The sequence below is a fragment of the Paeniglutamicibacter sp. NPDC091659 genome (assembly GCF_044756805.1).
Classification (GTDB): domain Bacteria; phylum Actinomycetota; class Actinomycetes; order Actinomycetales; family Micrococcaceae; genus Paeniglutamicibacter.
The window spans coordinates 314,713-340,452 of record NZ_JBIVTO010000001.1 but is presented as its reverse complement, the minus strand read 5'-3'; the positions used below and the strand labels follow the sequence as shown (position 1 = coordinate 340,452).

The window sequence follows — 25,740 nt, the reverse complement described above, 5'->3', positions numbered from 1 at the left end:
ATGACCGAAACAGCAATCGTTGGCCTGATCGAGCATCCGCACAACGAGCCGCCACTTGCCTTCACCCAGGAAAACCTCGGTTGGGTCCCATGGCTCGAGCCGCTGCCGGAGGACGAACTCACCGAGCTTCACTACGATGCCCTTGTGGACAAGGCTCGGGCCAAGAACGACTACTTCAGGCTGCTGGTCCGCGACCCGGAAATCCTGCGCACCCGCACCAAGACCGACAAGGACATCTTCTACAACACCTCCGAGGGCCTGCCGCGTGCCGAGCGGGAACTCGCGGCCACCGCGACCTCGCGCGCCAACGGGTGCATCTTCTGCGCCTCGGTGCATTCGCGCTTCGCCTCGCACTACTCCAAGCAGAGCGGGGACGTGCAGCGCCTTTTGGACGACGGTGTGGCCGCACCGCAGGGCCCGCGTTGGCGGGCCATCATCGACGCCTCCGCCGCGCTGACCAACACCCCGAGCACACTGGGAGCCTCGCACCTCGAGGCGCTGCGCGAGGCGGGCCTGGACGAGCTGGAGATCAGCGATGTCATCCACGGCGCGGCGTTCTTCAACTGGGCGAACCGGTTGATGCTCTCGCTCGGCGAGCCGACCCCGCCGGCCGTGTAGGCCCCGGGCCAATCCAAACAACCGCTGGCACGGGACGTCGGAAATCGCCCGGGGGGGCCGAGGTCCCGTTGCTTTGCTACTTTCGGTGCCGCTCGTGGCGCCTAGACCCATTCCCAGACGGCCGGCGGCCGGCCGCGGCCGCCGGCCGGAGCAGCCGGGGCCACGCGCTCGAGCAATTTGTTCGAGCCCAGGGCGCGGCCGATGTTGGCGGTCTCCGGGACCGGCAACCCCGCGGCCGCCGAAAGTTCCTTCATGCGGGCAATCAACTCCGCGGTGTCGAAGGTGTCCCCCAGCAGCGCCCGGGTGGTGCCCAGGTTGATCCACAGCGAATCAAGCAGGACAGTGGCGGCCCTGGCGACGATCGCCCGGTGGTCGAAGGGAAGATCCGGAAGACCGTCGAGGGGAACCATCTCCACCCGTTCGTCGCTCAACTCGGTGTTTGGATCCAGGATGACGAGGCGGGCGATCGAGAGCGTCGGGCCGCGCTCGTCGCGCTCGAAATCATCGAACACCCCGGCCTCGACGCTTGCCAAGATCGCGCCAGCCGCCACTCCGGCCTTGCTCAGCAAGGCACGCTCGACGGCCTCGGCCAGGCGCTCGTGGGCGTTCAGCAGGACCCCGGGCAGCGCCGCACGACCGGCGAACGGATCGTATTCGCGCACGCCCAGCACCAGGTGCAACGATCCCTCGTGCAAGATCACGGGCACGGCATCGATGGAGACCAAAGGCTGAGTAGGCATGCCCTTGATATTACCCATCTTCCAGCTGCCGTTTCAGGGCCAGAACGATGCCCATCCGCTCGTTGCGGCCGCGCTGGTAGGCGCGCCACCCCAGCGGAGGCTGGTGCTCGAAGTCCGCCAGCTCCCGCTCGGCGGCCTCGAGCCGCTCCTCAAGGGTTCGATTCTCCATCGCACATCACCGCAGGTTCCCGAGCACCGCACGCACGTCGTTGAAGGACTGGGTGCGCAGGAAACGGCCATCTGCCCACACCGGCTCGAGCAGCGAGTCGGCTTCTTCCTGCGCCGTGGCCTTCTCGATGAGCACCAGCTCGCCGGATTCGTCCCTGGCCACCGCGAGGCGGCCGGTCGCCGACTTCTTCATGCCGCTATCGGTGACCGGGTCCTTGAGCAGGTCGTGCTCTTCGCCGTTGATCCGCGCCCAGGTGGCCTTGATGGCCGAGGAGAAGGTGTCGCGGGTGACGTACTGGTAGGTGTACGAGCCGACGCCGAAGACGACGTTCTCGGCGGCGAAGCCCAGGGCTTCGAGACGCCCGGTGATGTCCCGGGCGCGGTCCATGGTGATCGAGTCGCCGTAGATCAGCCCGTAGTGTCCGTCGATGACCTTGTAGCCTGCGTCGTTGACGGTGCCGCCGGCCAGTTCCCAGAGGATCTGCACGGCGCCGAAGTAGGCGGGATCCTCGGTGATGGTGGCGGGCTTGTTGCCGTGCGCGATCGCCGGGTTGCTCCGGGTACCGCACAGGATATCGGCGGGGTCGCCGGAGTCGGGGCGGATGACGACCTTGCCGTCGCGCGCCATGATCTGGCCCTTGAGCGCCGGGAGGATTTCCAGCAGGACCTTCCAGAAGTCGAAGGTGTCGGCGACGATCGAGACATTGCCGCTGGTGTGCACATCCAGGATGCGCTTGAAGGTCTCCAGTTCCGATGATTCGCTGATGCCCGCGCACATCACCGAGTGCTCGGTGGCCGGGATCGAGCCGAGCACCTGGCCGTTGTCGGTTCCGCATGCCGAGGGGTAGTAGCGGCGGACCCAGTCGATGGTGGCCAGCGAGTCGGAGCCGGTGAAGCTGAGCAGGTGGCCCGCGCCGGATGCGGCAGCCGCCGCGGCACCTGCCATGCCACGGAAGGAGAAGTCGTGCAGCTGCCAGTTCACGAATGCCGCGTCCCCGCCGGTCTTGGCCGCCGCGTCATCGAGGATGCCGCGGAACTCGTTGGCGATCGTTGCCGAGGTGGAGGGCTGCCAGATTGCAGCGGAGAGGACCGTCTCGATGTAGTTGGGCAGCCAGAAGAATTCGGGTTCGGTGTTTTCCACGGTGATTGACGGGACCCGCAGCGGAACGCGGGTGCCTTCCGGCAGGGCGCGGAACATCAGCGGCAGGTAGCCGCGGCGGTGCAGGGCACGGACGTGTTCGGCGCCGATGCCGTGGTTCGGGCCGAGCACGCCGGTGAGCGTGTCGAGGTATTCGTTCACCGCGTCGTCCTCGTCCGCAGCGAAGAACGGCGCGAATGCTTCGATGCAGTAGGACTGCAGGAAGGCCTGGAGTCCAAAGTGGACCACCTTGTCCACGCCGTCGATGCGCGAGGCGCGGTTGGTGAAGTTGACCAGCACCTGTGTGGTCCCGGCCGGGTACAGGCCGCGGTGGCCGAGCTTGTAGGCGTCGGTTTCGAACAGCGGAGCCGTGACTGCGGCCTTGGTGGCGGGGCCGGTGAAGGTGTTGCTTTGCGTTGGGATGCTCGCGGTGGTTGACATGTTCATTGTCCCTTCGGGAATGTTGGTCGTTTTCAAGAAGATGATGGGAAGCGGTGCGGGCGACGTGTCCGGCTAGGCGTTGACGCCGACTTCGAGGAATGCGGCGAGTGGAACGATGGTGGCGTTCACGTCGGGGTTCCGGTGTCCGGGGTGCGAATCCGTGGTGAAGATGCGTCCGTAGGCCGAGGCGATTTGGGCGGCGCGTCCGGAGAACACCCCGTGGCTCACCCACAGATCGAGGCGGTCCTTCGGTAACCCCGTGGCCTGGGCCAGCCCCATGAAGGTTCCGCCGCCGTCGCAAATGTCGTCAACGACCAGCATCCGACCGGACTCGGGAAGTTCTTCGCACCGGAATGCGGAGAGTTTTCCCGTGGCGAAGTCGCGCACCTTGGTTGCCCGGTAGAGCGGCAGTCCGAGGGCGTCTGCGGCGCGACGGGCCCGTTCGACGGCGCCGGCGTCGGGTGCAATCACGCCGACGTAGTCGCGCCCCTGGCTTGGGAGGCTGGCGGCGATGACCTCGTCCGAGTGGACCACGGTGAGGTTGTCGACAAGTGCCGGCATCACGGGCGAGTGCGGGTCGAAGCAGACAACACGGTCGGCCTGCATCGAGTTGATCAGGTTCGCGTAGACCTGCGCTCCGAACGGTGTGCCGCGATCCTGCCGGGCACCCGGGAGGTAGGGAATCTTCGCGGTGACGGTGTGGCCACCTTGGTGACCATGGTCGATCCACATCGCCGCCGAGACGTAATCATTGGCATCAGCGCCGGAGATCAGCACGTGCGATGGAGTCTGTGCACTTTCTGACAGTGTCTTGATGTGCTGCTCCCCCGCCGGGAACGTCATTTCCGTTGCGTCGGAGAAAACGGTGAATCCTGCCGGGACGGTTGCGTATGCCTTGATCATGAAATGAGCATAACACGAATAAACATCATGCGATGTTTATTCGTTGGGATCTGCCGCAACTCTGCAGTACCGAGCTATCCGGGCTTGCCCAAAAGACCCGAAAACAAGGCAGCAGGCTATCCAAGAAACAACACAGCCCTTCTTTGGAATCTCATAAAGATTCCAAAGAAGGGCTACAGTTCGACGCCATTCAGGGCGTTAGGTTGCATCCTTGAGCGCGGCTGCTCAATTCTTCTTGTTGAATTGCTCCAGCGTGGCAATCTTCTTGGTTTTCATGGTCCTTGCCACCGAGGTTCCGACATACCGGTAGTGCCAGGGCTCGAAGTTGAATCCGGTGATCTTTTCCATACCATTGGGATACCGGAGAATGAACCCATACCTATGGGAATTCGCGGCGAGCCAGCGGCCTTCTTTGGTCTTGGCAAAGCAAGTCCGTTCTTGGCACAGCCCGCTCGCTGCACCCAGGTCAATGGACAATCCTGTTTGGTGCTCCGACAGCCCCGGCAGTGCAACGACCTTGCGTGCGTACTGCGCGCCATAAAGCTTGGTGTACTTAGCCAGTTCGGCCTTCTGGCTATCGTACGACCGGTAGCCAGAAACAACCTTCAGCCGGATTCCCTTGCCCTTCGCGGCCGCATTCAATTCCTTGAATGCGGCCGCGGCATCGGTACGTAGTTTTTGATTCGAGTTGGGGAGCTTGCCCAGCTTGGGCTTGTAGGCTGCTGACAGCTTGCTGCGTTTGCCCAGCACGGCGCTCGTTTCAAACGATGAGCCCTTGGCGGCATCCGTCTTCTTGGCGTGGGCGCTGGAGATGTAGCCACTCTTGCCCTTGTACGAGACTTTGTACCACCCATTGACTGCAACCGCGGTCGCCTTGACCGAGGCACCCCTTGGGATCAGGCCCATCGATGCGGAAGCGCTGGTGTTGGACTTCCGCAAGTGCACATTGCTGCTGGTTTTGACGTAGTAATTCACGCTCTTCAAAGCGGCGGGCAACGCGGCCCTTGACGCCGTCGGATCAACCTGTAGCGCGCCCGTTGTCGCTGACGGACTCGGCGCCGCTGCACAGCCGCCGAGCAATACCGCTGAAATTGCGAGTGCGGCAATGATCTTGGTTCCATGCCTACTTGAGGCGGCCATAAGTAATTCCCATCGGTTACGCAGGGTTTCCAATTCATCAGCCCCGACCGTTTTGGTTGTTCGGGTTTGCCGATCTATACCAATTTTCGCCCATTCGACGGATACGGGGAGAACCAATGCCCGGCCTGGCCGACAACGGCTTACAAACACGGGTCACTGGATAGGAGCACATAGACGAACCTGTAGCGAATCAACATTCAAGTGGAGTCATTTGCCCATAAGCGGGTACGTGTGTTGGTTCTGAAGCTCAGGTCTAGCGAGCTACCTGAACGATGATTCCTGACCGACATATGCCGGAACACGCCGAGCATCGAACGAGTCGATCTTGCTCTTATCGTGTGGCGCAGTACATGCCGTCCGCACAAGAATAAACGTAATTGATTTTAGAAGAATTCTTCAATGAAATAATCATTTTGATGATGCTCACAGATAGAGCTGGGATACCAGGACTCGAACCTAGAACGACAGTACCAGAAACTGCTGTGTTGCCAATTACACCATATCCCAAAAATTGCGAAAGAATCCCTGTTCGGCGGCAAGCCAGAGCATGAATTAGTAGCGCAACTCGACCACAAACAGTACCCTAACTCCGCCCCATATTCACAATCCCGACAATGCCGACGAGTTCCTGTCGATATCAGCGGGAATGGAGCTGCAAGTGGGGTCCGTTTAGCAGTCAAATCTGGTCGAAGGAACACATTCCAAGACCTTCGCCGCTCCAATCCCCGCTGCGGGACGCGTCCCGATCCTTCATTTGGTCATTTCCGTGTGCCCATCTGCACCCCTCAGCTCGGCTGTGGCAGCGGTCGGGAGTGGCCACGACCGGCCGGAACCGGCCCCCGAGAGCGAGGCAATCGCGCACAAGACATGCCGCCCGGCCAAGCGACCCGGGGCGCGACCAGGCGGGTGTGGGGTCCTTGCCTCCCGGCCCACACCCGCCTAAGCCCTATGCCAGGTAGCTGGAAATTGCTGCCAGTGCGGCGCGCACGCCGCTGGTGAGGGTCGGTTCCATGACCGGCAGGAAGTACGGCGAATGGTTCACCGGCGGGTTCTCCTGCTCTGCGGGGAATCCTCCAAAGAACCAGTACACCGTGGGCACGCCGATCGAGTCGCCCAACCAGCCAACGTCCTCGCTACCCATCACCGGAGGTGCCAACACCACGCATTCCTCCCCCAGCTCCGCACGCAGCGCAGCAATCACCAAGCTCGTATGCTCGGGGTCGTTGTAGCAGCGCGGGAAATCGTAGATGTGCTCGATGTCCGGCTGCGGCGCGCGCGAGGCCTGGGCCTCGGCATTGACTATCCGGGATACGGCTTCAAGCACCGTGGCGCGCACCTCGGGAGTCAGCGTCCGGATGTTCAGCGTGAATTCGGCGCGGTCGGGAATGATGTTTTCCTTCAGGCCCGCATGGAAGGTTCCGGCGGTGACCACCGCAGGTGTGGTCGGTGCGAGTTCGCGGGACACGATGCCCTGCAGCCTGGTGATGATGTGCGCGCCGAGCACAATCGGGTCCACGGAATCCTGCGGCTGCGAACCGTGGGACTGCCGCCCATGCAGAGTCACCCTCAGGGCGTCGGCGAGCGCCATCGCGGTGCCCGAAGAGATGTGTACGGTGCCGGCTGCGTAGGGGAACACGTGTTGGCCCAGCACCACCTCGGGCCTGGGGGCACGTTCCCACAGCCCGTCCGCCACCATGGCCCTGGCTCCGGCGCCGGTCTCCTCCCCCGGCTGGAAAAGCAGCACCAGCGTGCCGGCCCAGCCCTGCTTGTTTTCCCACAGCACGCGCGCTGCAGCCAGGAGCACGGCCACGTGCGTGTCGTGGCCGCACCCGTGCATCACCGGAACTTCGGTGCCGTCCGGCAATTGCCCCGTGGCCCGCGAAGCGTACTCGGCACCCGTGTCCTCCTTGATGGGCAGCCCATCGGTGTCCGCCCGGAACGCAATGGTTGGGCCGTGGCCGTTGCGCATGACGCCCACCACCCCGGTGCCGCCGCAACGGAAATTCTCGATGCCCAGCGCGGTGAGCTGTCGTTCAATGAAGACCGCGGTGGCGTGTTCCTGCATGGAGAGTTCGGGGTTCCGGTGCAGGTGCACATAGGTTTCGTTCAGCCAGTCGGTGTCGAGAGCGGCGAGGCTTGGGGATTCGGTAGTCATGAGGGGTGTTGCCTTCCTGTCGCGTGATGTCTTGTGGGGCTGTGAGGTGCGGTGATTAGTCGACTTCGACTGCGGTGTGGATTTCCTTGCGGTCACGAAGAACCCAGGAAAGTACGATCGAGAGGACCACCACCAGCGCCGTGGCAAACAGTGCCACCTTGGGCGCTGCGGGGATGATCAAGAACTGGAAAAGCAGCGCGAGGGCAATGGCGATGATCGTGGAACGCAGGCGCCGCATGCTCACGATGGCCTGGACAAGAACGGCACCCATCAGTGAGGGAAGGATGTAGAGTCGCGCCACCTCGATGACCTCGGTGGGCACCATGGACACCAACCAGGTTCCGAGCAGTCCCACAAAGATCAGCAGGCTGGTCAGGTGGACGGTGGCGGCACCGCCGATGGCCATGACAGCCGCCAGGTCACCGCGCCTGGTTCCGGGCTTGGCGTTGATGCTGGACTGGGCCACAATGGCCGCCGGCAGCAACTTGTTGGAAATGTTGCCAATCATGAAGGCCTGGTACATGGCCGCCGATCCGAGGATCGGGAAGTAGGTCAGCGGTTCAACTAGCCAGAAGACTCCGAACGTCGCGGCCACGGCCGCAAACGCAATCCAGATCATGGATGCGGTAATTTCCAGGCCCGAGAAGAACACCAGGTAGACGGGTCCCAGAAGGGAAAATACGAGCCCCGCAAGCATGGTGATCGATCCGTAGCGCGTGGTTTCGGCCTCGAAGCGAGCCATTGAGGCGTCGGCGTGGGAAGTAACTGCAGTAGTCATCGTTTTCGCTTTCTTTCTCGAGTTGCGCTGTGAACTAGGCCGTGTGCGTGAAGTAGGCGGAGACGATCGCAATGATGATCGCAAAGCCCAGAGCCCATTCCTTCAGCCACCTCAGCTCCAGCTTCTTGGCGACAAAGAGGCACAGGGCCATGGTTGCTGCGGAAATGAGCATCGTGATGGCGTGAACGTTTGATTTCGGAAGTTCGGCAATGGCCAGCATCGAGAAGGCACCGAGCAGGGCGGCAGCGGGGATCAGCGCCATGATCGCCGGGTTGGTCTTGGCCAACTTTTTGCCGCCGCGCTTGAGGATCGGGGTGAGGATCAAGGTTGAGAGCATCCACATGCCACCGGAGAGCGACATGGCCATGAAGGCGACCGCGAAGACTTGTTGCGTGTACTCAGGCCCGCCGAGCACCGTTCCCATGGATATGGCAGCCAGTGACGCGGAGGCGGTTTCCGTGGAGGCCGAGCCGATCAGTCCGATGCGGACCAGCACGGCGGGAGTTCCAAAGAGTGCCAGCAGGGCGATAGCCACCAGGACCACGGCCAGCGAGGGACCGATCGAGGCAACGGCGCCGGCCCTGAAGGATTCCTTCAGTTCACTCGCGGGCATGTCGATGTGCGGCGCTGCCCGTCGGGCGGCCTTGATGTAAAGGAAGGTCTGAACGAAGATCACGGCAAAGACGCCGAGCGCGCAGATCCAGAGGAACGGTGAATTCGCGACGGCCCAAATGTCGGTTGATGCGGGGTTGGCCATGGACGGGCTGATATGTGTCACGGGGAGAACTCCTAGCGGTCCGGGGGACGCCGCCCCGCTGCTGTGAGGTGCGTCTCTTTTGATCTACGGTCCACCTCGCTCGCACAACTGGCAACCAATGGTGGAATTCGTCAGGAATTTGTCGATTTCCCCCATATCGACCAATTCATTCGTCCAGACTTCCCAGACGGTGCGGGAAATCGACACACTGTGATCACCAGCACTCCTCGGTACGGACCGAGCAACCACAGAAGGACGTGAATCATGGACGGCATTCAGAACATGGGAGCCAGGGACGTGACCGAGGCAATCAAACGACGCGAGCTCTCGGCCCGCGAAGCGCTCCAGAGCCACATCGACCAGATCCACCGGGTCAACGAATCGATCAACGCGGTCATCACCACCGATTTTGAACGCGCCGAAACCCTCGCCGCGGCAGCCGATGAGGCAACCGCACGCGGCAGCGCCACCGGGGCACTTCACGGATTGCCGATGACCCACAAGGACACCTACAACACCGCGGGACTGCGCAGCACGCAAGGATCGCTGACCCTGCGCAACTTTGTACCCGACACCGACGACCTGCTCATTGAGCGCCTCACCACCGCCGGGGTCATCCGCACCGGCAAAACCAATGTCCCTGAATTCGGGGCCGGTTCCCACACGTTCAACGAACTCTTCGGCACCACCACCAATCCGTACAACACCACGCTGAGCGCCGGCGGTTCCTCGGGCGGAGTCGCATCCGCCATCGCCTCGCGCATCCAGCCCCTCGGTGACGGGTCGGACATGGGCGGTTCACTGCGCATCCCCGCAGCCTTCTGCAACGTGGTGGGATTCCGCCCCTCCTACGGCGTCATTCCCATGCCCGCAGCCACCAACTCGTGGGCCTGGTTGGCCCGCGGCGGCCCCATCGCCCGCAGCGTCGACGACATTGCGCTGTTCATGAGCGCCACCGCCGGGGACAGCCCCCAGGTGGCGACCCCCAACACGCTCGCCGGGCATCACTTCGAGAACCTCCCGGACAACGCGCTGCGCGGAATCCGCATCGGCTACAGCAGGGATTTTGGGCTCGGCGTACCCGTGGAACCGGAAATCCTCGCGGTGCTGGATGCCCAAATCGCCCACTTCGAGGCTGCTGGCGCACACGTGGAGGAAGCCACCATCGACCTGCGCGATGCCGACCTGGTCTTCAGCAACACCCGCGCCTACGACTTCGCCACCGGGCTCGGTGAATTGGTTCGCAGCCAGGGCGACCTGATCAAACCGGAAGTGATCTGGAACGTTGAGAAGGGCTGGGCGCTGAACGCGCAGGACCTCATCAACACCACCGCGGCTCGCACCCGCCTGGAAATCGCCGTCCAGGAGTTCTTTGCCCGCTACGACCTGTTCCTGAGCCCGGCCGCCCAGGTGCTGCCCTTCGACGCCTCGTGGCGCTACCCGCAGCAGATCGCCGGGGTCCCGTCCACCACGTACCTGGATTGGATGCGCTCGGCCTGCCTGCTCTCGGCCACCTCGCTGCCGGTGCTCTCCATGCCCGCCGGCTTCACCAGCGGCGGCCTGCCGGTCGGCTTGCAGATGGCCGCCAACCACTACCAGGACGTCTCCCTGCTGGCCTTCGCACAGGACTTCGAACAACGCACCCGATACGCCGAGCAGGCACCTTCGCTGATCACCACTCCACAGACCCCGCAGGACATCCGATGAACGCCACCGCAACAACTCCCGCAGCATCCCAAACAGCGACAGCCAGGGGACCGCTGCGCGGAATCACCGTCGTCGACCTCAGCCGCGCCCTGGCCGGACCGCACGCGGGCATGATGCTCGGGGACCTCGGTGCACGCGTCATCAAGGTGGAGAACGCCGGCACCGGGGATGACACCCGCTCCTGGGGGCCGCCCTTCGTAGGCCCGGAGGACGACAGCCAATCGACCTACTTCCTCTCCTGCAACCGCAACAAGGAATCAATCAGCCTGGACCTGAAGAGCCCGGACGGCACTGATACCCTGCGGGCCCTGATCGCCAACGCGGACGTGCTCATCGAGAACTTCCGGCCGGGTGTGCTGGACCGGCTGGGGTTCGACACCGAGACCATGAACTCCCTCAACCCGCGCCTGGTGGTCCTGTCCATCAGCGGGTTCGGCCACGACGGGCCCGAGGCCCAGCGCAGCGGCTACGACCAGATCCTTCAGGGCGAGGCGGGGTTGATGTCGCTGACCGGCTCCTCCCCCGAGGACCCGCAGCGGGTGGGTGTTCCCATTGCCGACCTGCTCTCCGGAATGTACGGCGCCTACGGCGTGCTGGCCGCACTGCGCGAACGCGAGCACACGGGCGCCGGCCAAGTGGTTCGCACTTCGCTCCTGGCCGCGGTCATCGGGGTCCACGCCTTTCAGGGCACCCGCAGCACCGTGGCCGGGGAGGTTCCCGCGGCCCAGGGCAACCACCACCCCTCGATCGCGCCCTACGGCCTGTTCCGCAGCAAGGACGGTTTTGTGCAGATCTCGGTGGGAAGCGCCAAGCTTTGGCGGTCCTTCGCCGCCGCATTCGGGCTGGAGCAGCTGGAGGGCTTCGGCGAGAACGCCGAGCGCGTGCGCCGGCGCACCGAACTCATCGAGATCATCGAGGGGAAGTTCGGCGAATTTTCCACCCGGGAACTGCTGGCCAAATTGCAGGATGCCGGGGTGCCCGCGGGCATCGTGCGCACCCTCAATGAGGTCTACGCCTGGGACCAGGTGGCCTCCCAAGGCCTGCTGATCGACGTCGAGCACCCCCTGCTGGGTTCACTCACCCTTCCCGGTGCGCCCCTGCGCTTCTTCGCCCCCGACGGCACCGAACACACCAACACCGATCACCAGGCACCTCCCCTGCTGAATCAACACGGCGATTCCATCCGGTCCTGGCTGGTGGGCAAGTAATGCCCGCCCTCGCCCCGACGCCGCGGGTTCGCCGCAGCGCCCGCGAAATGATGGATACGGTTCTTGACCCCGGGTCCTTCCGATCGTGGGATACCCCCGCCGACTACAGCGACCAGGAACCCGGGTACCGTGCGGAGTTGTTGGCCGCGGCCGAACGCAGCGGTGTAGACGAATCGGTCATCACCGGCGAGGGCAGCATCAACGGGCGGCGGGTGGCCATCATTGTCAACGAATTCTCCTTCCTGGGCGGTTCCATCGGGCGTTTTGCCGCCGGCCGCCTGGTGCAGGCCTTTGAGCGTGCCACGGCCGAAAGGCTGCCGGTCCTCGCCAGCCCGGCCTCCGGCGGAACCCGCATGCAGGAAGGGACCCCGGCCTTTGTGGGCATGGTGAAGATCGCCGCCGCCGTCCGGGCCCATCGCACCACGCGGCAGCCCTACCTGGTCTATTTGCGCCACCCCACAACGGGAGGCGTCATGGCCTCATGGGGGTCTTTGGGGCACATCACCGTGGCCGAACCCGGGGCGTTGCTGGGATTTTTGGGCCCCCGGGTCTACGAGGCCATCTACGGCGAACCGTTTCCCCCGGGGGTCCAGGTCGCGGAGAACCTTCACCGCCTGGGGTTGATCGATGCGGTGGTTCCCGTCGAGGAGCTCGCCGGGGTACTCACCCGAGCGCTGGAAATTTTGAGCCACGGAAGCGAGTCACGCGCCCCGGCGGAGTCCGAGGACGCCGCGCCACCGACTGCCGAACCGGAGGACCGCGTGCTGAGCCGTGACGAGGTGTGGGCCTCAATCATGGCGACCCGCCACCCGCGCCGCCCCACGGTGCGTCACCTCATCAAGTACGGAGCAGCGGATGTCCTGCAGCTCTCGGGCACCGGCGGTGGCCAACGCGACGCACGCACCTACCTGGCGCTGGCCCGGTTCGGGAATTCGGCCTGCGTTTTTGTGGGTCAGGACCGCTCCGCAGGAGACACCGAACCGCTGGGGCCCGCGTTTCTTCGCGAGGCCCAACGCGGCATGGCACTGGCCGAATCGCTGGGCATCCCGCTGGTCAGCGTCATCGACACGGAGGGCGCGGCACTTTCCAGGCAGGCCGAGGAGGGTGGCATGGCCGCGGAAATCGCCCGATCCATTGCCGGGCTGATCGGGCTGCGCACCCCCACCGTCTCGATCCTCCTGGGCCAGGGCACGGGCGGCGGCGCCCTGGCGTTGATCCCGGCGGATCGAACGATTGCCGCCTCAAGCGCCTGGCTCAGTCCCCTACCACCGGAAGGGGCCAGTGCCATTGTGCATCGCTCCACGGATCGGGCCGCGGAATTGGCCCACGCCCAGGCCGTTGATGCCTACTCGCTGCGGAGGCGCGGCATTGTTGACGTGTTGGTTCCCGAACCCTCGAACAGCGAGCGGCAACCGCGCGAGTTCATCAGAGGGATCGCCGACGCGCTCGAAGTTGCTCTGGAAGAACTGGCCGGCTCCAGGTTGGATACGCTGGTGTCAGCGAGAGTCGCCAAGTACGCGGCGATCGGCTGATTCATCGGCGAGCGCGTCTACGGGTAGGGAATAGGTGGTGCTTGATGGCCGAAGCCGGGCTGAGTACGTTGCAACGGCGCATCATTGGTGCGCTGCAGGTCGATGGCCGCGCCACGTGGCGCAAGATCGCGCAGGTCCTGGACGAGCATGAGCGCACGGTGGCACGGCAGGGAGCCGAATTGCTGGCCGCCGGGATCATCACGGTGGCCGCCATCCGGACCCGGGAATCGGCTGTCATCATGCGCCTGACCTGCAACCCCGGCACGGCACGCCTCGCCTGCGAATCCATGGCCCAACGCCCGGACACCAGTTTCAGCTATCTGGTCACCGGCGTGGGTGATGTGGTGGCGGAGGTTGTTTATGAGGGAAACGCGCTCAACGAGATCCTCAACCTGCAGCTTCCCTCCACCCCCGGGTTGACGTCCTGCGCCACCTATCCGGTGCTCAAGTACTTCCGCACCATCCGGGGCTGGCGGGTTGGTGTGCTCACCGCCGCGGAGGAGCTGGCGATGGGCACCGAGCTGACCAAGGACGACACCCGGCAGCAGGGCGTGCGCGAACAGAGCTTGCGTCTGACGGAAAACGACGAGTTGATTGCCCAGGCCCTGCAGCGCGACGGCCGGGCGAGCGTAGAGGCAATCGCCCGGCAGGTCAGGCTCTCCGAATCGACGGTGTCCCGCCGCATCGACTGGCTGATCAGAAACTCGCATCTGGCCATCCGGACCCTGGTTGAGCCCGAGGCACTTGGCCTGCGCACCGAGGCGCTGCTGTGGATTCACACCGCACCGAACAATGTCGAGGCCCTTGGCACAGCACTGGCCAAGCGCCCCGAGGTTCGTTATGCCGCGGCCGTCGCCGGGGACTGCCAGCTGGTGGTGGACGTGACGGTGGCCAACCCGGCCCAGCTCTACCAATTCCTGGCCGATGCTTCGTGGAGCAAGTCGATGACCAACATGCAAACCACCATGGTGATGCAGGCCCGCAAGCGTGGCGGGCAGTTGCTCTGATCCCTCGGCCTTTCAACGATGAGGATCACCGGAGGTGGTGCTTCTCGATGCCGCTAAGCGCATTCGCGTCCGTCGCACCGAGGATCAATGAATGAACTCCTTGAGTAAAAAGGTGCTGGCCGCTACGAACGCGCTACCGGCGGCCGCCTCGATGTGTTGAGAGCTTTTGCGCGTTCAAGCCCCGAAAGATAAGCAGCCAAGCAGCCCCAGCAGGAACGCATCAACTCACCGGTAGTCCACACGGCAACATCGTCTCGAATCAAATTGGCAACTCCGAGCAACACGATGGTCAATGGAACGACCGCGGCAATGAGCAATCCCAAGGACTGGACGAGCGAGTAGCGCGGCAACTGCCTGAACGCAGCGTTGCCATCGGTCGCCAGGCCCCGGTGCTCCACCGCCGTCGCGAAAACATGCCCCGGCCAGAAGACGACGACCGTACCCCAGCATCTTAAGATGCATGTCTTGTGAAGTGACGTCGTACCGATTGGCGACAACGAGAATCGCCGAAACTGCAACCAATCCACACACGGCCGATTCAGAGAATAAGTCGGCTTTTCGAAGCTTGGAAGCCGTGACGCCCCTTTTTGTCGTTCGTAACAAATCGCTCCTTCGCACGTCGCATCCGAAGCGCAGGCAGGAAGTGTTCACTTACGGTTCCGCAAAGAACCTGTGGTGGAGCCTAGCCCCATCACTGGACTCCACCACAGGTTTCCACCGTCTGCTAGACAAGCTGATCCTCCGTCAAAACTCTTGATTCCACTCCCGGACTCTGTCGGGAACCTCCCGGTCTCCATTCACCAATTCACGCGGCGGTTGGAGACCGGGACTCCCCTGTCGCGCACAACGAAAAACGCAAAGTCAAACACGGATCCGACCGACCATTGGGCCCCGAAATTCGACATTATTGTCGCACCGCCTGCAGTCATCGCCAATGCAGTTTTCGAGTAGCTAAATGGATCAGCCTCTTGGGCGTTCGTGGCGGGCGGGGAATGGTTTTATGCTTGCCCGTCGGATTCACGTACCGGATCGGATCTGGTTTCCTCACGCGTCGTCGGCCATGGGGAGTATCAGTCACCATGTCCCAACAGATACCGCCAGGATCCGCGGATCGACCGCAAGTGCGTCTTGGTATGGAAAAGAAGCCCATCGAAACCTTGTTGAGTGACTGGCGTCACGGATAGATTGACTTTGGAATCCCATCTTGGGATCCCAAATGGCGAAACCGAACAACGGTGGTAGCCGCCAGGCGCCTTGTGTTATCCGTCCATAGCTTTGCCACCTTCCACCAAGGAATTCTCATGTCCACAAATCAATCCGTTGCTGCCTCGGGCAAATTCGCTTCGGGCGACGGTGCTTCATCCCGTCCAACCAATGTGCGCTGGCGGCTTTTTATCCTGCTTCTCATTCTCGTCACGGTGAACTACGTTGACCGCGGCTCCTTGTCCGTGGCACTGCCGATGATCCAGAAGGAGTTCAATCTCCCTCCCGAGCTCCTGGGCCTCCTGCTCTCCGCTTTCTTCTGGACCTACGCGGTAATGCAGGTTCCCGTCGGCTGGCTCATTGACAAGTTCGGAGCCCGCAAAATGCTGACCGCTTCTTGCGTAGGCTGGGGCGCGGCAACCGCCGCCTCCGGGCTGGCCGGCGGGTTCATGTCAATGTTCATCGCACGCATGGGCATTGGCATCACCGAGGCGGGCGTCATGCCGGCTGGCGGCAAGCTCAACGCCTTGTGGATGCCCGCCAAGGAACGCGGCCGCGGCGCGACGATCCTGGATGCAGGCGCTCCACTTGGCGCCGGCCTTGGCGGCATCGCGATCGCCACACTCATTGGCCTGACCGGATCATGGCGCTGGGCCTTTGTGATCGCCGGAGCGGCAACCGTAGCCCTCGGATTTGCCGTCTGGATGTACGTGCGTGACCAACCCCGAGATCACCCGAAGATCAACGCGGCGGAAGTCGAATACATCGAAGCCGCACACCAAGAAGAGGACGCACTGAATCCGACCCAGACGGGTGGGGGCAAGCTGCGCAACTACCTGAAGTACCGCTCGTTCTGGGCGATGTGCCTGGGCTGGTTCGGCTTCAACGGCGTCTTCTACGGCCTGCTGACCTGGGGCCCCCTGTACCTATCGGAATCCAAGGGCTTTGATCTGAAGGAAATCGGATGGTCGACCTTCGTGATTTTCGGTGCCGGCTTCGTGGGCGAGATCTTGGGCGGCATCCTGGCTGACAAGTTGCAGGCTCGCGGCTTGGGAACCAACAAAGTCATGCGTTCGCTTCTCGGCTTCTCCGCGGTAATGGTCATGCTGGGCCTGATCGGCACCACGGTGATTCCTGAGGCCGTGACCGCAGTCATCATGCTCTCGGTTGTCCTCTTCTTCCTGCGTTGGGTTGGCCTGTTCTGGAGCGTCCCCGCAATCCTTGGCGGGCGGGCCAACGCAGGCCTGTTGGGCGGCGCCATGAACTTCAGCGGCAACATTGCCGGCTTCCTGACACCCATCGTGGTCGGGCTGATTGTGGGCGCCACCGGCGGCTACACCTGGGCGCTGCTCTACTTCGTAGCTTCCGCAGTGATCATGGGCGTAGCGGTCGTCACCCTCGATTACAGCAAGCGTCTGGCCATCTAGCACCAAACACATCAAGGAAGAGCAGGGATCATGCACAGCCACGAGAATCCGACCAAATCCCGACCACTCCGCGAGCAGGTTCGAGATACCTTGCGTTACCGAATTTTCGAGGGCTACTACGCACCGGGAACACGACTCGTTGAACGCGAACTCGCAGCAGAATTCAGCGTTTCGCGGCTTCCTGTCCGGGAAGCCATGCGGATGTTGCGCCAAGAGGGCCTCGTGGTGGAGAAATCCACTCGCGGCTCCATGGTGGCGACACTCAGCGAGAAGGATGTGCGTGACCTGTTTGACCTGCGCGAGGCTCTCGAAGTGTTCGCCTGCCGGCTCGCCGCCGAGCGGGCAACCGACGAGCAGCTGAGTGAACTGTCCGAACTGCTTGACGCGGCCAGCGCCCTGCTGGCCGCGGGCAGGTTGGACAAAGCCCAACGCACCAACAACGAGTTCCATGACCGCGTCATCGCCATCGCGGACAATGACCCCCTGCGAGCGGCGCTGGAACCGTTGATGGGCCGTCTGCACTGGCTATTCCGTCACGTCGACGACCTCGGTGAACTTATCAATGAACATCGATTGCTCTTGGCGGCCATCGCCAGTGGCGACCCACTGCGGGCCGCCACGCAATCGGCTGACCACATCGCCAAGTACCGGGCCCAGTTCCCGGTCTTGCAGGCCACCACTATTCCAGGAAAAGCATGAGACTACTGATCATCAACCCCAACATTTCCGAGGACGTCACCGAGCTGATCGCCGCCGAGGCCCTGCGCAGCAAGTCCCCGGATACTGAACTGGTGGTGCGAACCGCCGGATACGGAATGCAGTACATCGAAACCCGCTTTGAGTCGATGCTCGCCGGCCCGGCCGTGGCCGAAGTCATCGCCCAAAACCCCGGCGCGGATGCCATAGTTGTCGCCGCCTTCGGGGACCCCGGACTGCCGGCACTGAAGGAGTTCAGCCGGGTGCCGGTGATCGGGATTACAGAGGCTGCGTTCGCTGCCGCGTCCCTGCTTGGCACACGGTTCTCCATCATCGCGATCTCCGCTCGCATCACCGCATGGTACCGCGATTGCGTGGAATCCAACGGCTACGCTTCCCGCTTGGCCTCGATCCATTCACTCACCGACCCGCTGCGCGCCATCGGTTCGGTGCAGGAAGACCACGCGGAGATACTCGTGGAATTGGCAAACCGCGCGGTCACCGAGGATGGCGCGGACGTCATCATCCTGGCTGGTGCGCCGCTTGCCGGCCTTGCCCGGCAGGTACGCGATAGGATCCCCGTTCCCGTGGTCGACGGCATCGGTTCCGGTGTGCGGCTGGCCGAAGCCATCGCCGGGATGCAAACCGGAACCCACCGCAGCGGTTCCTGCGCGCCTCCCCCACTCAAGGACCGCCGCGGACTTTCTTCGGCTGTCGATGCCCAACTTTCCAACCTGCAACAGGGTGACCGACAAGAGGCGAATTCATGAACAACGATCTGGTTATTGCCAACGGACTCGTCGTCAACGCAACGGGGCGGAAACACGCGCATGTGGTCGTGAACGGCGGGCTGGTCACAGAAGTCATCGGGGGCTCTGCTCCGGTACCCGAAGCGGATCGCGTCATTGATGCCACCGGGCTGCTTGTCCTTCCCGGCGGCGTGGATGGCCATTGCCACATAGCCCAGCAAACGGGTGCCTACCACTCGAAGGACGACTACGCGACAGCAACGCGCGCTGCCCTGGCCGGCGGCACCACCACGGTGTTGGACTTCGGCATTCCTGCCAATGCCTCCCAAACTCCCCTGCAGGCGGCCGAATACAAGTTGTCGCTCGTCGACCAGGCGCGCTGCGACGTGGCACTTCATGCTTCCGTGGTCGCTTGGGACGAAAGTGTCCCCACGCAGCTCGAGATCATGGCGGACTGGGGCATCCGTTCCGTCAAGCTCTACGCGACCAACCGCGGCACCACCATGGCCGACCCCGACACCATGATCCGCGTCCTGCATGAGATGGCCCGGTTGGATGGCTTGGCCTACGTGCATGCAGAACACGATGGAATCATCGTCGACTGCACCGAGCGTCATGCCGCCGATGGCCGCATCGGCATCGAGCATTTGCCCGCCACCCGGCCGCAACTCGCGGAAGAAGCTTCGGTCAAGGAGGTCCTGTCCATGGCCGAATACACGGGGGCGGCCGTTTACTTCGTTCATTTGTCCACCCCGGACGCCGTCGACCTGGTCTTTGCCGCCAAATCCCAAGGCGTTCAAGCCTATTCGGAAACCTGCCCCCACTATGTGGCTTTGGACGACAGTGTTTACGCAGGTCCGTTGCCTGAGTACTACGCGTGTTGTCCCCCCATGCGCGACAGGGAAACCATGCTCGCGCTGCGGGAATCTTTGAACGCCGGCAAAATCGATACCGTGGCTTCCGACCATTCCTGCTACGACCTTGAGCAGAAGCGCGAGCATACCGAAGACATCAGGCTCATGCCACATGGTTTACCCGGTGTGGAAACCCGATTGCCTGTCACCTTCAGCCACATGGTGGACGAGAACCTGGAAGGCTTGGAAAGGTTCGTTTCCGTATTTTCAACCGCGCCGGCGCGGCTCAATGCCTTGCGCGGGAAGGGGGCAATCGCTCCTGGATTCGATGCCGATGTGGTGCTGATCGACCCAACGGTCCGGAAGCAAGTGGCCGGAGCGGATTTGCATATGGGCACCGATTTCACGCCGTTCGAGGGCATCACCTTGCGAGGGTGGCCGCACACGGTGTTGCGGTCCGGAACCGTGGTCCTCGACAGGAAGGGGTTCACCGATCCCGGCGCAGTGGGCCGAGTCCTGGCGCAGGAACCTTTTTCCGAGGCATTACGTTGGCCGGCGCTAGGCGCTCCGCACTTTCAGCAAGTCAGTTAGAAGAACGACCCTCAAATCAGAAGGGGAATCATGAGTACATACACACCCCAAGCAGCATCACAGGCAACCCGGGTCAGTGGTCCGGCCTCGACCCGCCCCATTCGGTTGGGCATGATCGTTCCGTCCTCAAACACTTGCCTCGAGCCACAGAGTTACCGAATGCTGGGCGATCGTGAAGATGTCACGATGCACAGCACCCGGATACCTGTGACAAGAATCGCCCTGGATTCCGCGTCCAACAATCAATTTGACGCCGACTCCATGGCGCGAGCCGCCGAGCTCTTGGCCACGGCGCAGGTCGATGTCATTGCGTGGAACGGAACCAGCGGATCTTGGCTCGGCGCGGACCACGACCGCCGGATCACCGATGTCATCACCCGGAATACCGGGATACCGGCAACCACCAGCACGCTGGCCTACTTCGAAGCATTTGAAAGATTCAATTTGTCATCCATCGGGCTGCTGACCCCTTACACAAAGGATGTCAACGAACGGATCACCCAAAGCTATGCCGCATCGGGGATTTCGGTGCGGGGTGAGCGCCACTATTCCCTGAGCGACAACGAATCGTTCGCTCGGCTGGATGCCGAACAGCTTGTGCCGTATTCGCAAGAGCTGCTCCTGCAGAAACCCGACGCCTTGATCTACCTGTGCACGAACCTCTATGGTGCTCCGGCGGTCAGCCGGCTCGAGGAACAGTTCGGAATCCCCGTGCTGGATTCGGTGGCCGTCACCCTCTGGCATTCCCTGCTTTTGGCCGAGGCTCCACTGCTGGATCGCCGCTGGGGCCGCCTACTTTCGCCCTGAGAAGCTGGGAACTCTCAAAGCTGTTGTCAGCACCGACGACGCAGTAAACAGCAGGGGAGTCAGCGCCGCTGACTCCCCTGCTGTTGGCGTCAAGGCCTACTCGACGAGCTTGCCCTCCCTCGACGCATCCTGGGTAAAGTCATGGGTTTCCTCGCCGCGCGCCGGGATACCCTCCCGGGCCGCACCGGCGCTCGTCAATCGCACCAAGTTGACCTGCATCTCCGCAACCGTCGCCGGGTAGTCGCGCATGGGTCTTCGTTCTGATTCAGCGCCGGTTTCCTGAAAGTCGAGCGGAGTTCGCGCGTCGTCGTCTGGTACCCGCAGGCGATGACCGCCGGGTACCAGACGACGACGTTCAACAAGCCGGTAGAAATCCCCCGCTAGTTGATCAAGTTCATCCTCGAGCGTTGCAGTGCTCAGACGGCCATGCTTCTCTCAGCCCTTCTTCGCTTCTCGCCAATAAAGGTCACAGCGATCGACAAACAGGCCGAAGCCAAGATCGGAATCCACATTCCATATGGAAGCAGGAAGGCTCCGCACAAAGCTCCGAGCAAGATGAGCAGAACGGCCGTCAGGCGCTTCACCCAATCTTGTTTTAGCCTGGCTCCGAACCATGAGTCTGCGGCCAAGCCGGTGATCGTCGAGGTCACCACTACCGTTGTGACATCAGCGATTTTGACCTGCCGGGCAGCAGCGGCTTGGGCGCCCATGACGAACCCCAGAACGGCTGCCAGGGCAACGGCCGAATGCGGGATTGCCCTCAGTGGGACCACCATCGTGAAGATGGCACAGGCCAGCAGCATCGCCGACACTAGGCCGAAAATTGTCGTAGTTGCAGACGTCCAACCTTCGCGATGCCCCCGCAACAGCCGGCCACCAACAACAGCGCCCAAGAAATAGAGAACCAGCGCCATGGCAGGACCAAGCACGGGCAAGTCCGTGGTCCCGGACAAAGCCATTCCCAGGATCACGACGTTTCCGGTCATGTTGCCGGTAAACACTCGATCCAGCCCCAGGTAACCGACGGCATCGATAATTCCGGTCGAGAACGTCATGGCCAGCATCAGCCAGGTGAGTAGCTTTGCCTCCGATATGCGCGGGCGACTTTTTCGGAGTCGATTCGAAGGGTCTGTTTTCGTTTCCTCACCAACAATTGAAGTCATCGTCCGACCGCGTATCCCTGCATGCCCCGCGCATTGGCGGCTGCCTTGAGCACGCCGGTCTTGGGGTCTCGCGACACCGCACACATGCGGCCGATCTCCCAGCTGCCTGCCTTCCCGACAATATGGCCACGCGACTGAAGCGCTTCAATGACCGTCTCGCCGATCCTTTCCTCGATGAGAACCACGCCTAGTTGGTGCTCATGCGGGAAGAAGGAACTCGGGAAGTGCGTGCTGTGGAATGCCGGAGCATCGATGGCCTCTTGGAGGTTCATGCCGCCCAGGAGATAGTTCAGCAAGAAGTGAAGTTGCCACTGGTCCTGTTGGTCTCCGCCCGGAGACCCGAAGGCCATGGTCGGTTCACCGTCCTTGAGAATCAGCGTCGGGGAAAGCGTCGTTCGAGGTCGCTTGCCAGGAGCCAACACGTTGGGGAGGTCTTCTTCGAGCCAGGCCATTTGCAACCTGGTTCCCAGTGGGAACCCGAGTTCCGGAATCACCGGAGACGAGTGCAGCCATCCCCCGCTGGGCATGGCCGAAACCATGTTTCCCCACCGGTCGACCACGTCAACATGGACGGTATCCGTACGTGCCTCGCCGTTTGCCTTCGGACCGGAATCCAAGGCGGCGGCCACTGCGTTCGGTTCACCCACGCCGCTCAGGCCGGTTGGATCGAAGTCGGCTTTCGTCTCGAGACGAGGCATCCGCGGCTCCCGGCCATCGGGCGAGCCCGGGCGAATTTCGTGGGATGCGTTTTCGCCAATGAGTGCCCGACGCTCGTCGGCATAGTTCGCAGAAAGGAGCGCCGCAGCGGGAACGTCTGGAACGTCCCCGTACCAGGCGTCCCTGTCCGCAAAGGCAAGCTTCGTTGCTTCCAGGATCTTGTGAATCCCGTCGGCCGTGCCGGGAACAACATCCAGACCCTCCAGCAATGACAACTGCTGCAGGAAAACGGGACCCTGGCTCCAGAAGCCGACCTTGCAGACCGTGACACCGCCGAAATCGGCGGTAACCGGGGCCTCGTAGTGTGGTCGCCATTTCCCGATGTCGTCCTTGGTGATGAAACCTCGGTGGTCTTCTCCCGTCGAGTCCCTCCACGAAGTCTTTGCAAACCCGTCGATGGCCTCTGCTACGAATCCACAAGTCCATTCATCGATCACGGCTTCAAGAGCCGCATCTCGCGTGGCACCGCTGCCAAGCGCCGCGGATTCAACATCGACCAGCCGCTGGTAGGTCTGCGCCAGCGCGGGATTGGTCAGGAGCTGCCCAACGGTCGGCACTTCCCCGTTCGGCAGGTATACCTCGGCCGATGGGCCCCAATGCGTCGTGAAAAGCGGCGCCATGCGTCCGATGTACTCCACGACCTTGGAAGTCGCCGGGTATCCGTTTTTCGCGTATCCGATCGCGGCGTCCAATACCTCTTTGAGGCTGAATGTTCCGTGGTCTTTCAGGAATGTCAGCCACCCCAGTGTGGCGCCCGGTATCGCGGCTGCCAGAAGCCCCGTCCCGGGCACCATGTCGATGTCCAGCTCCGCAAAGGCCTCGAGGGTGGCTCCGGCAGGAGCCGGCCCTTGAGCGCAAAGCACGACCGGCTTGCGCTCACCTGCCTTGGCAAAGATCAGCGGGAGATCTCCGCCGGGGCCGTTCTGGTGCGGCTCAACTACTTGAAGGGCAAATCCAGAAGCAGTTGCAGCGTCGAACGCATTTCCGCCGCGCTCAAGTATTCCCATGCCTACTTGCGACGCCAACCAATGGGTCGACGACACCATGCCAAAGGTACCGGCCAGTTCAGGGCGAGTAGTGAAGTTCACTTAGTAACACCTTTTCGAAGAAATAACATACAAATTCAATAAAACTAGAGTGAAGACAGCTCGTTTGCCGCCAAGGCGACGAACATAACGAGCCCGAGAACCAATGATGTGTTCATGGCGATACCGTTGCGGTGTTTCTTGTCCAAGCCCTTGGAGTTCATCAACCAAAGCAAGCCACCGATCAGCACGGGCATAAGCAACGCACCCATCGCGGCGTAAATGAGCACGAGCGTCACCGGCTTGTCCAGGAACAGCATCGACAGCGGAGGGATGCACATCCACACGATGTAGGCGCGGAACGGAATCGAGCGAGCCGCATTCTCATCTCGCTCATGGGTCGTGCCTCGGAAAATGTTGACGATGTCGTTGAAGACATTTGCCAGTGCGTTGTATCCACCGATCAGTGAGCTGAAAACGGCCGAGAACATGCCGATAAGCAACAGCCACTTCGCCGGCTCACCGAACTGTTCACCAAACGGTTCCGCCAGCTGCTTCAAATCTGACAGTCCGCTGACCCCAGTACCGCCATTTTGCAGGAACGCCGCTCCGACGATCATCATCGCAAGCATGAAGATGAAGGTCATGCCGTACCCGATAACCAGGTCCAATCGCATGGAACCAATCCATCCCGGGCCCGTCCAACCGCGGTCCCGCAGCCAGTATCCGTAAGACAGGAGTCCAATGGACATGCCTACGCCACCCATGATGCCCAGGACATAGAAGGTTCCTCCGTCGGGAACCCTGGGAGTCAGCCCTCCCGCCAGGATGCCCATGTCGGGGCGTGTCAGTACCGCAGCGCCGACAATGGAGATAAACATGACGGCAACGAAGAACGCCATGATCTTCTCAAAGGATGCATACTTGCCGATCCACAAGATCGCCATGCCGAGGAGAACGGCGACAACCGCGCCCAGCTTCACGTCGACGCTCGGGAACATGGCGTTGATCGTCAGCCCCAGCGCGCCCGCAATGGCAGCGCCGTAGAAGAATCCCAGAATTACCGAGTAGATCCCAAAGTAAGTAGTGAATGCCTTGTTCAGCTTGTGGAAGCCTCGCAAGGGGCTAATCCCCGTCGCCAGCGACCAGCGCCCAATGCACTCGGTGACTATGAACTTAATGAAGCAGCCTACAACCACGGCCCAGGCAAGCGCCAATCCATAGCTGGCACCGGAGTTCAATGATGCAATCAGGTCGCCCGCGCCAACTCCGGCCGCGGCAACAATCAGCCCGGGGCCAGCTACATTGACAATTCTTTGCAACCGAGACCCTTGAGGCTTCCCCAGTTGATCTGGACTGGTTTTCGTCTGCATGCCAACACTCTCCTTTGGTGACGCAGGCCATACTGGTCTGCTGGTCTGACCAATATGCCATGCGTACACTGTACTTAGCAAGGTCAACATTCGAGGAAGGAACGCAACATGGTCAATTGGTCGTCAATCAACCAAAAATGGAACTCTCTCGGTGGGAACTTGGCTGCTGAACTCGAGCTGATGATCGTGCGTGGGGAACTGCCACAGGGTGAAAAGATTCCGCCGGAACGAGAACTCGCGGCCACGCTGGGCGTTTCGCGTGCCACCTTGCGGGAAGCCCTCTTGGAGCTGGAGATCAAGGGGTTGCTTAGTCGTCGCCCCGGACGCGGAACCATAGTGTTGGAAACCCCGACCGAGTCGCAGTTCGAGCAGCTCAGTGAGGCCTTTACGGCAGCGCAGCAGGATTTCTCGCAGGTCATGGAAATGCGGTTGACCATTGAGCCTGCAGTGGCCCGTTTGGCTGCAACCAAGGCAACCGCGGCCGACATCCGCAAGTTGGAGCAGATACTGGCGGAGTCGGAGAAAGAAACAAGCTCCATGAAGTTGCTTGAGTTGGACCAGACATTTCATGTGGCCCTTTCCGACATCGCCCGCAATCCATTGCTGTCGGACCTCATCCGCATCGTCGGCGACTGGGCGGGAGCCTCCCGTCGCCTTGGGTTTCAGGGCGGCAAGCGAAAAGAAGCTTCCTTGCATGGACATTGGCAGATTGTCGATGCGCTCCGCGCCGGCCAGCCTGCCCTGGCGGAAAACGCCATGAGGGAACATATTTCTGGCATCCAGGAGCTAATTGCCCCCAAGGCCGATCAGTCTCCCGAAAGCAACTAAGACTTCCCATTTTCC

23 protein-coding genes and 1 tRNA gene are annotated in these 25,740 nt (G+C 62.2%); 11 read left to right on the top strand and 13 right to left on the bottom strand.

Annotated features, from left to right (window positions below):
* Complete coding sequence (locus ACIQLF_RS01625; RefSeq protein WP_400293843.1) at positions 1–618, top strand: alkylhydroperoxidase domain protein; 618 nt, start codon at positions 1–3, stop codon at positions 616–618.
* A 101-nt stretch (positions 619–719) separates the two neighbouring features.
* Here ACIQLF_RS01625 and ACIQLF_RS01620 read toward each other — a convergent pair whose 3' ends face one another.
* The 9 genes from ACIQLF_RS01620 to ACIQLF_RS01580 form a co-directional block, all read right to left on the bottom strand.
* Positions 720–1,358: a hypothetical protein gene (locus ACIQLF_RS01620; RefSeq protein WP_400293842.1), complete on the bottom strand. Its 639-nt coding sequence runs from the start codon at positions 1,356–1,358 to the stop codon at positions 720–722.
* A gap of 10 nt (positions 1,359–1,368) precedes the next feature.
* Positions 1,369–1,527 (bottom strand): hypothetical protein, encoded by a 159-nt coding sequence (locus tag ACIQLF_RS01615; RefSeq protein ID WP_400293841.1) that lies wholly within the window; start codon positions 1,525–1,527, stop codon positions 1,369–1,371.
* Between the two features lie 6 nt (positions 1,528–1,533).
* Positions 1,534–3,105, bottom strand: coding sequence for a nicotinate phosphoribosyltransferase (locus ACIQLF_RS01610; protein ID WP_400293840.1), 1,572 nt, complete (start codon positions 3,103–3,105; stop codon positions 1,534–1,536).
* Positions 3,106–3,177: 72 nt separating this feature from the next.
* Complete coding sequence (locus tag ACIQLF_RS01605) at positions 3,178–4,008, bottom strand: ribose-phosphate pyrophosphokinase (RefSeq protein WP_400293839.1); 831 nt, start codon at positions 4,006–4,008, stop codon at positions 3,178–3,180.
* Between the two features lie 225 nt (positions 4,009–4,233).
* Positions 4,234–5,148 (bottom strand): D-alanyl-D-alanine carboxypeptidase family protein, encoded by a 915-nt coding sequence (locus ACIQLF_RS01600; RefSeq protein WP_400293838.1) that lies wholly within the window; start codon positions 5,146–5,148, stop codon positions 4,234–4,236.
* Positions 5,149–5,583: 435 nt separating this feature from the next.
* A tRNA-Gln gene (locus tag ACIQLF_RS01595) sits at positions 5,584–5,655 on the bottom strand.
* A 439-nt stretch (positions 5,656–6,094) separates the two neighbouring features.
* The gene (locus ACIQLF_RS01590) at positions 6,095–7,303 is read right to left on the bottom strand and encodes an amidohydrolase (protein WP_400293837.1); all 1,209 of its coding nucleotides are present in this window, start codon (positions 7,301–7,303) and stop codon (positions 6,095–6,097) included.
* 55 nt (positions 7,304–7,358) lie between these two features.
* Complete coding sequence (locus ACIQLF_RS01585; RefSeq protein ID WP_400293836.1) at positions 7,359–8,081, bottom strand: hypothetical protein; 723 nt, start codon at positions 8,079–8,081, stop codon at positions 7,359–7,361.
* Positions 8,082–8,115: 34 nt separating this feature from the next.
* On the bottom strand, positions 8,116–8,838 hold the full coding sequence (locus ACIQLF_RS01580; RefSeq protein ID WP_400295000.1) for a DUF5058 family protein: 723 nt from the start codon (positions 8,836–8,838) through the stop codon (positions 8,116–8,118).
* A 264-nt stretch (positions 8,839–9,102) separates the two neighbouring features.
* On the opposite strand from ACIQLF_RS01580, the gene ACIQLF_RS01575 reads away from it, so the two are divergent.
* From ACIQLF_RS01575 to ACIQLF_RS01535, 9 genes are all read left to right on the top strand, one after another.
* Positions 9,103–10,545: an amidase gene (locus ACIQLF_RS01575; protein WP_400293835.1), complete on the top strand. Its 1,443-nt coding sequence runs from the start codon at positions 9,103–9,105 to the stop codon at positions 10,543–10,545.
* A complete protein-coding gene (locus ACIQLF_RS01570) occupies positions 10,542–11,753 on the top strand; it encodes a CaiB/BaiF CoA transferase family protein (RefSeq protein WP_400293834.1) in 1,212 nt (403 codons plus the stop codon). Before ACIQLF_RS01575 ends, ACIQLF_RS01570 begins: the two co-directional genes overlap by 4 nt.
* Positions 11,753–13,285: a carboxyl transferase domain-containing protein gene (locus tag ACIQLF_RS01565; RefSeq protein WP_400293833.1), complete on the top strand. Its 1,533-nt coding sequence runs from the start codon at positions 11,753–11,755 to the stop codon at positions 13,283–13,285. The genes ACIQLF_RS01570 and ACIQLF_RS01565 overlap by 1 nt, the downstream gene beginning before the upstream one ends.
* A 44-nt stretch (positions 13,286–13,329) precedes the next feature.
* Entirely contained in the window at positions 13,330–14,292 is a 963-nt protein-coding gene (locus ACIQLF_RS01560; RefSeq protein WP_400293832.1) for an Lrp/AsnC family transcriptional regulator, read from the top strand.
* A 1,301-nt stretch (positions 14,293–15,593) separates the two neighbouring features.
* Entirely contained in the window at positions 15,594–16,922 is a 1,329-nt protein-coding gene (locus ACIQLF_RS01555; protein WP_400293831.1) for an MFS transporter, read from the top strand.
* 30 nt (positions 16,923–16,952) lie between these two features.
* Positions 16,953–17,621, top strand: a complete 669-nt coding sequence (locus ACIQLF_RS01550) for a GntR family transcriptional regulator (RefSeq protein WP_400293830.1) — start codon at positions 16,953–16,955, stop codon at positions 17,619–17,621.
* Positions 17,618–18,388, top strand: coding sequence for an aspartate/glutamate racemase family protein (locus ACIQLF_RS01545; RefSeq protein ID WP_400293829.1), 771 nt, complete (start codon positions 17,618–17,620; stop codon positions 18,386–18,388). Before ACIQLF_RS01550 ends, ACIQLF_RS01545 begins: the two co-directional genes overlap by 4 nt.
* Positions 18,385–19,812: an amidohydrolase family protein gene (locus tag ACIQLF_RS01540; protein ID WP_400293828.1), complete on the top strand. Its 1,428-nt coding sequence runs from the start codon at positions 18,385–18,387 to the stop codon at positions 19,810–19,812. Before ACIQLF_RS01545 ends, ACIQLF_RS01540 begins: the two co-directional genes overlap by 4 nt.
* 30 nt (positions 19,813–19,842) lie before the next feature.
* The gene (locus ACIQLF_RS01535) at positions 19,843–20,619 is read left to right on the top strand and encodes an aspartate/glutamate racemase family protein (protein ID WP_400293827.1); all 777 of its coding nucleotides are present in this window, start codon (positions 19,843–19,845) and stop codon (positions 20,617–20,619) included.
* Positions 20,620–20,715: 96 nt separating this feature from the next.
* Here ACIQLF_RS01535 and ACIQLF_RS01530 read toward each other — a convergent pair whose 3' ends face one another.
* The 4 genes from ACIQLF_RS01530 to ACIQLF_RS01515 form a co-directional block, all read right to left on the bottom strand.
* Positions 20,716–20,868 (bottom strand): hypothetical protein, encoded by a 153-nt coding sequence (locus tag ACIQLF_RS01530; RefSeq protein WP_400293826.1) that lies wholly within the window; start codon positions 20,866–20,868, stop codon positions 20,716–20,718.
* Positions 20,869–21,035: 167 nt separating this feature from the next.
* Positions 21,036–21,782: a YoaK family protein gene (locus tag ACIQLF_RS01525; protein WP_400293825.1), complete on the bottom strand. Its 747-nt coding sequence runs from the start codon at positions 21,780–21,782 to the stop codon at positions 21,036–21,038.
* Positions 21,779–23,545, bottom strand: coding sequence for a gamma-glutamyltransferase family protein (locus ACIQLF_RS01520; protein ID WP_400294998.1), 1,767 nt, complete (start codon positions 23,543–23,545; stop codon positions 21,779–21,781). The genes ACIQLF_RS01525 and ACIQLF_RS01520 overlap by 4 nt, the downstream gene beginning before the upstream one ends.
* A gap of 86 nt (positions 23,546–23,631) precedes the next feature.
* On the bottom strand, positions 23,632–24,897 hold the full coding sequence (locus ACIQLF_RS01515) for an Nramp family divalent metal transporter (RefSeq protein ID WP_400293824.1): 1,266 nt from the start codon (positions 24,895–24,897) through the stop codon (positions 23,632–23,634).
* A 108-nt stretch (positions 24,898–25,005) separates the two neighbouring features.
* Here ACIQLF_RS01515 and ACIQLF_RS01510 point away from each other — a divergent pair, with 108 nt between their 5' ends.
* Positions 25,006–25,725, top strand: a complete 720-nt coding sequence (locus ACIQLF_RS01510) for a FadR/GntR family transcriptional regulator (protein WP_400293823.1) — start codon at positions 25,006–25,008, stop codon at positions 25,723–25,725.
* The last annotated feature ends 15 nt before the right edge of the window (positions 25,726–25,740 follow it).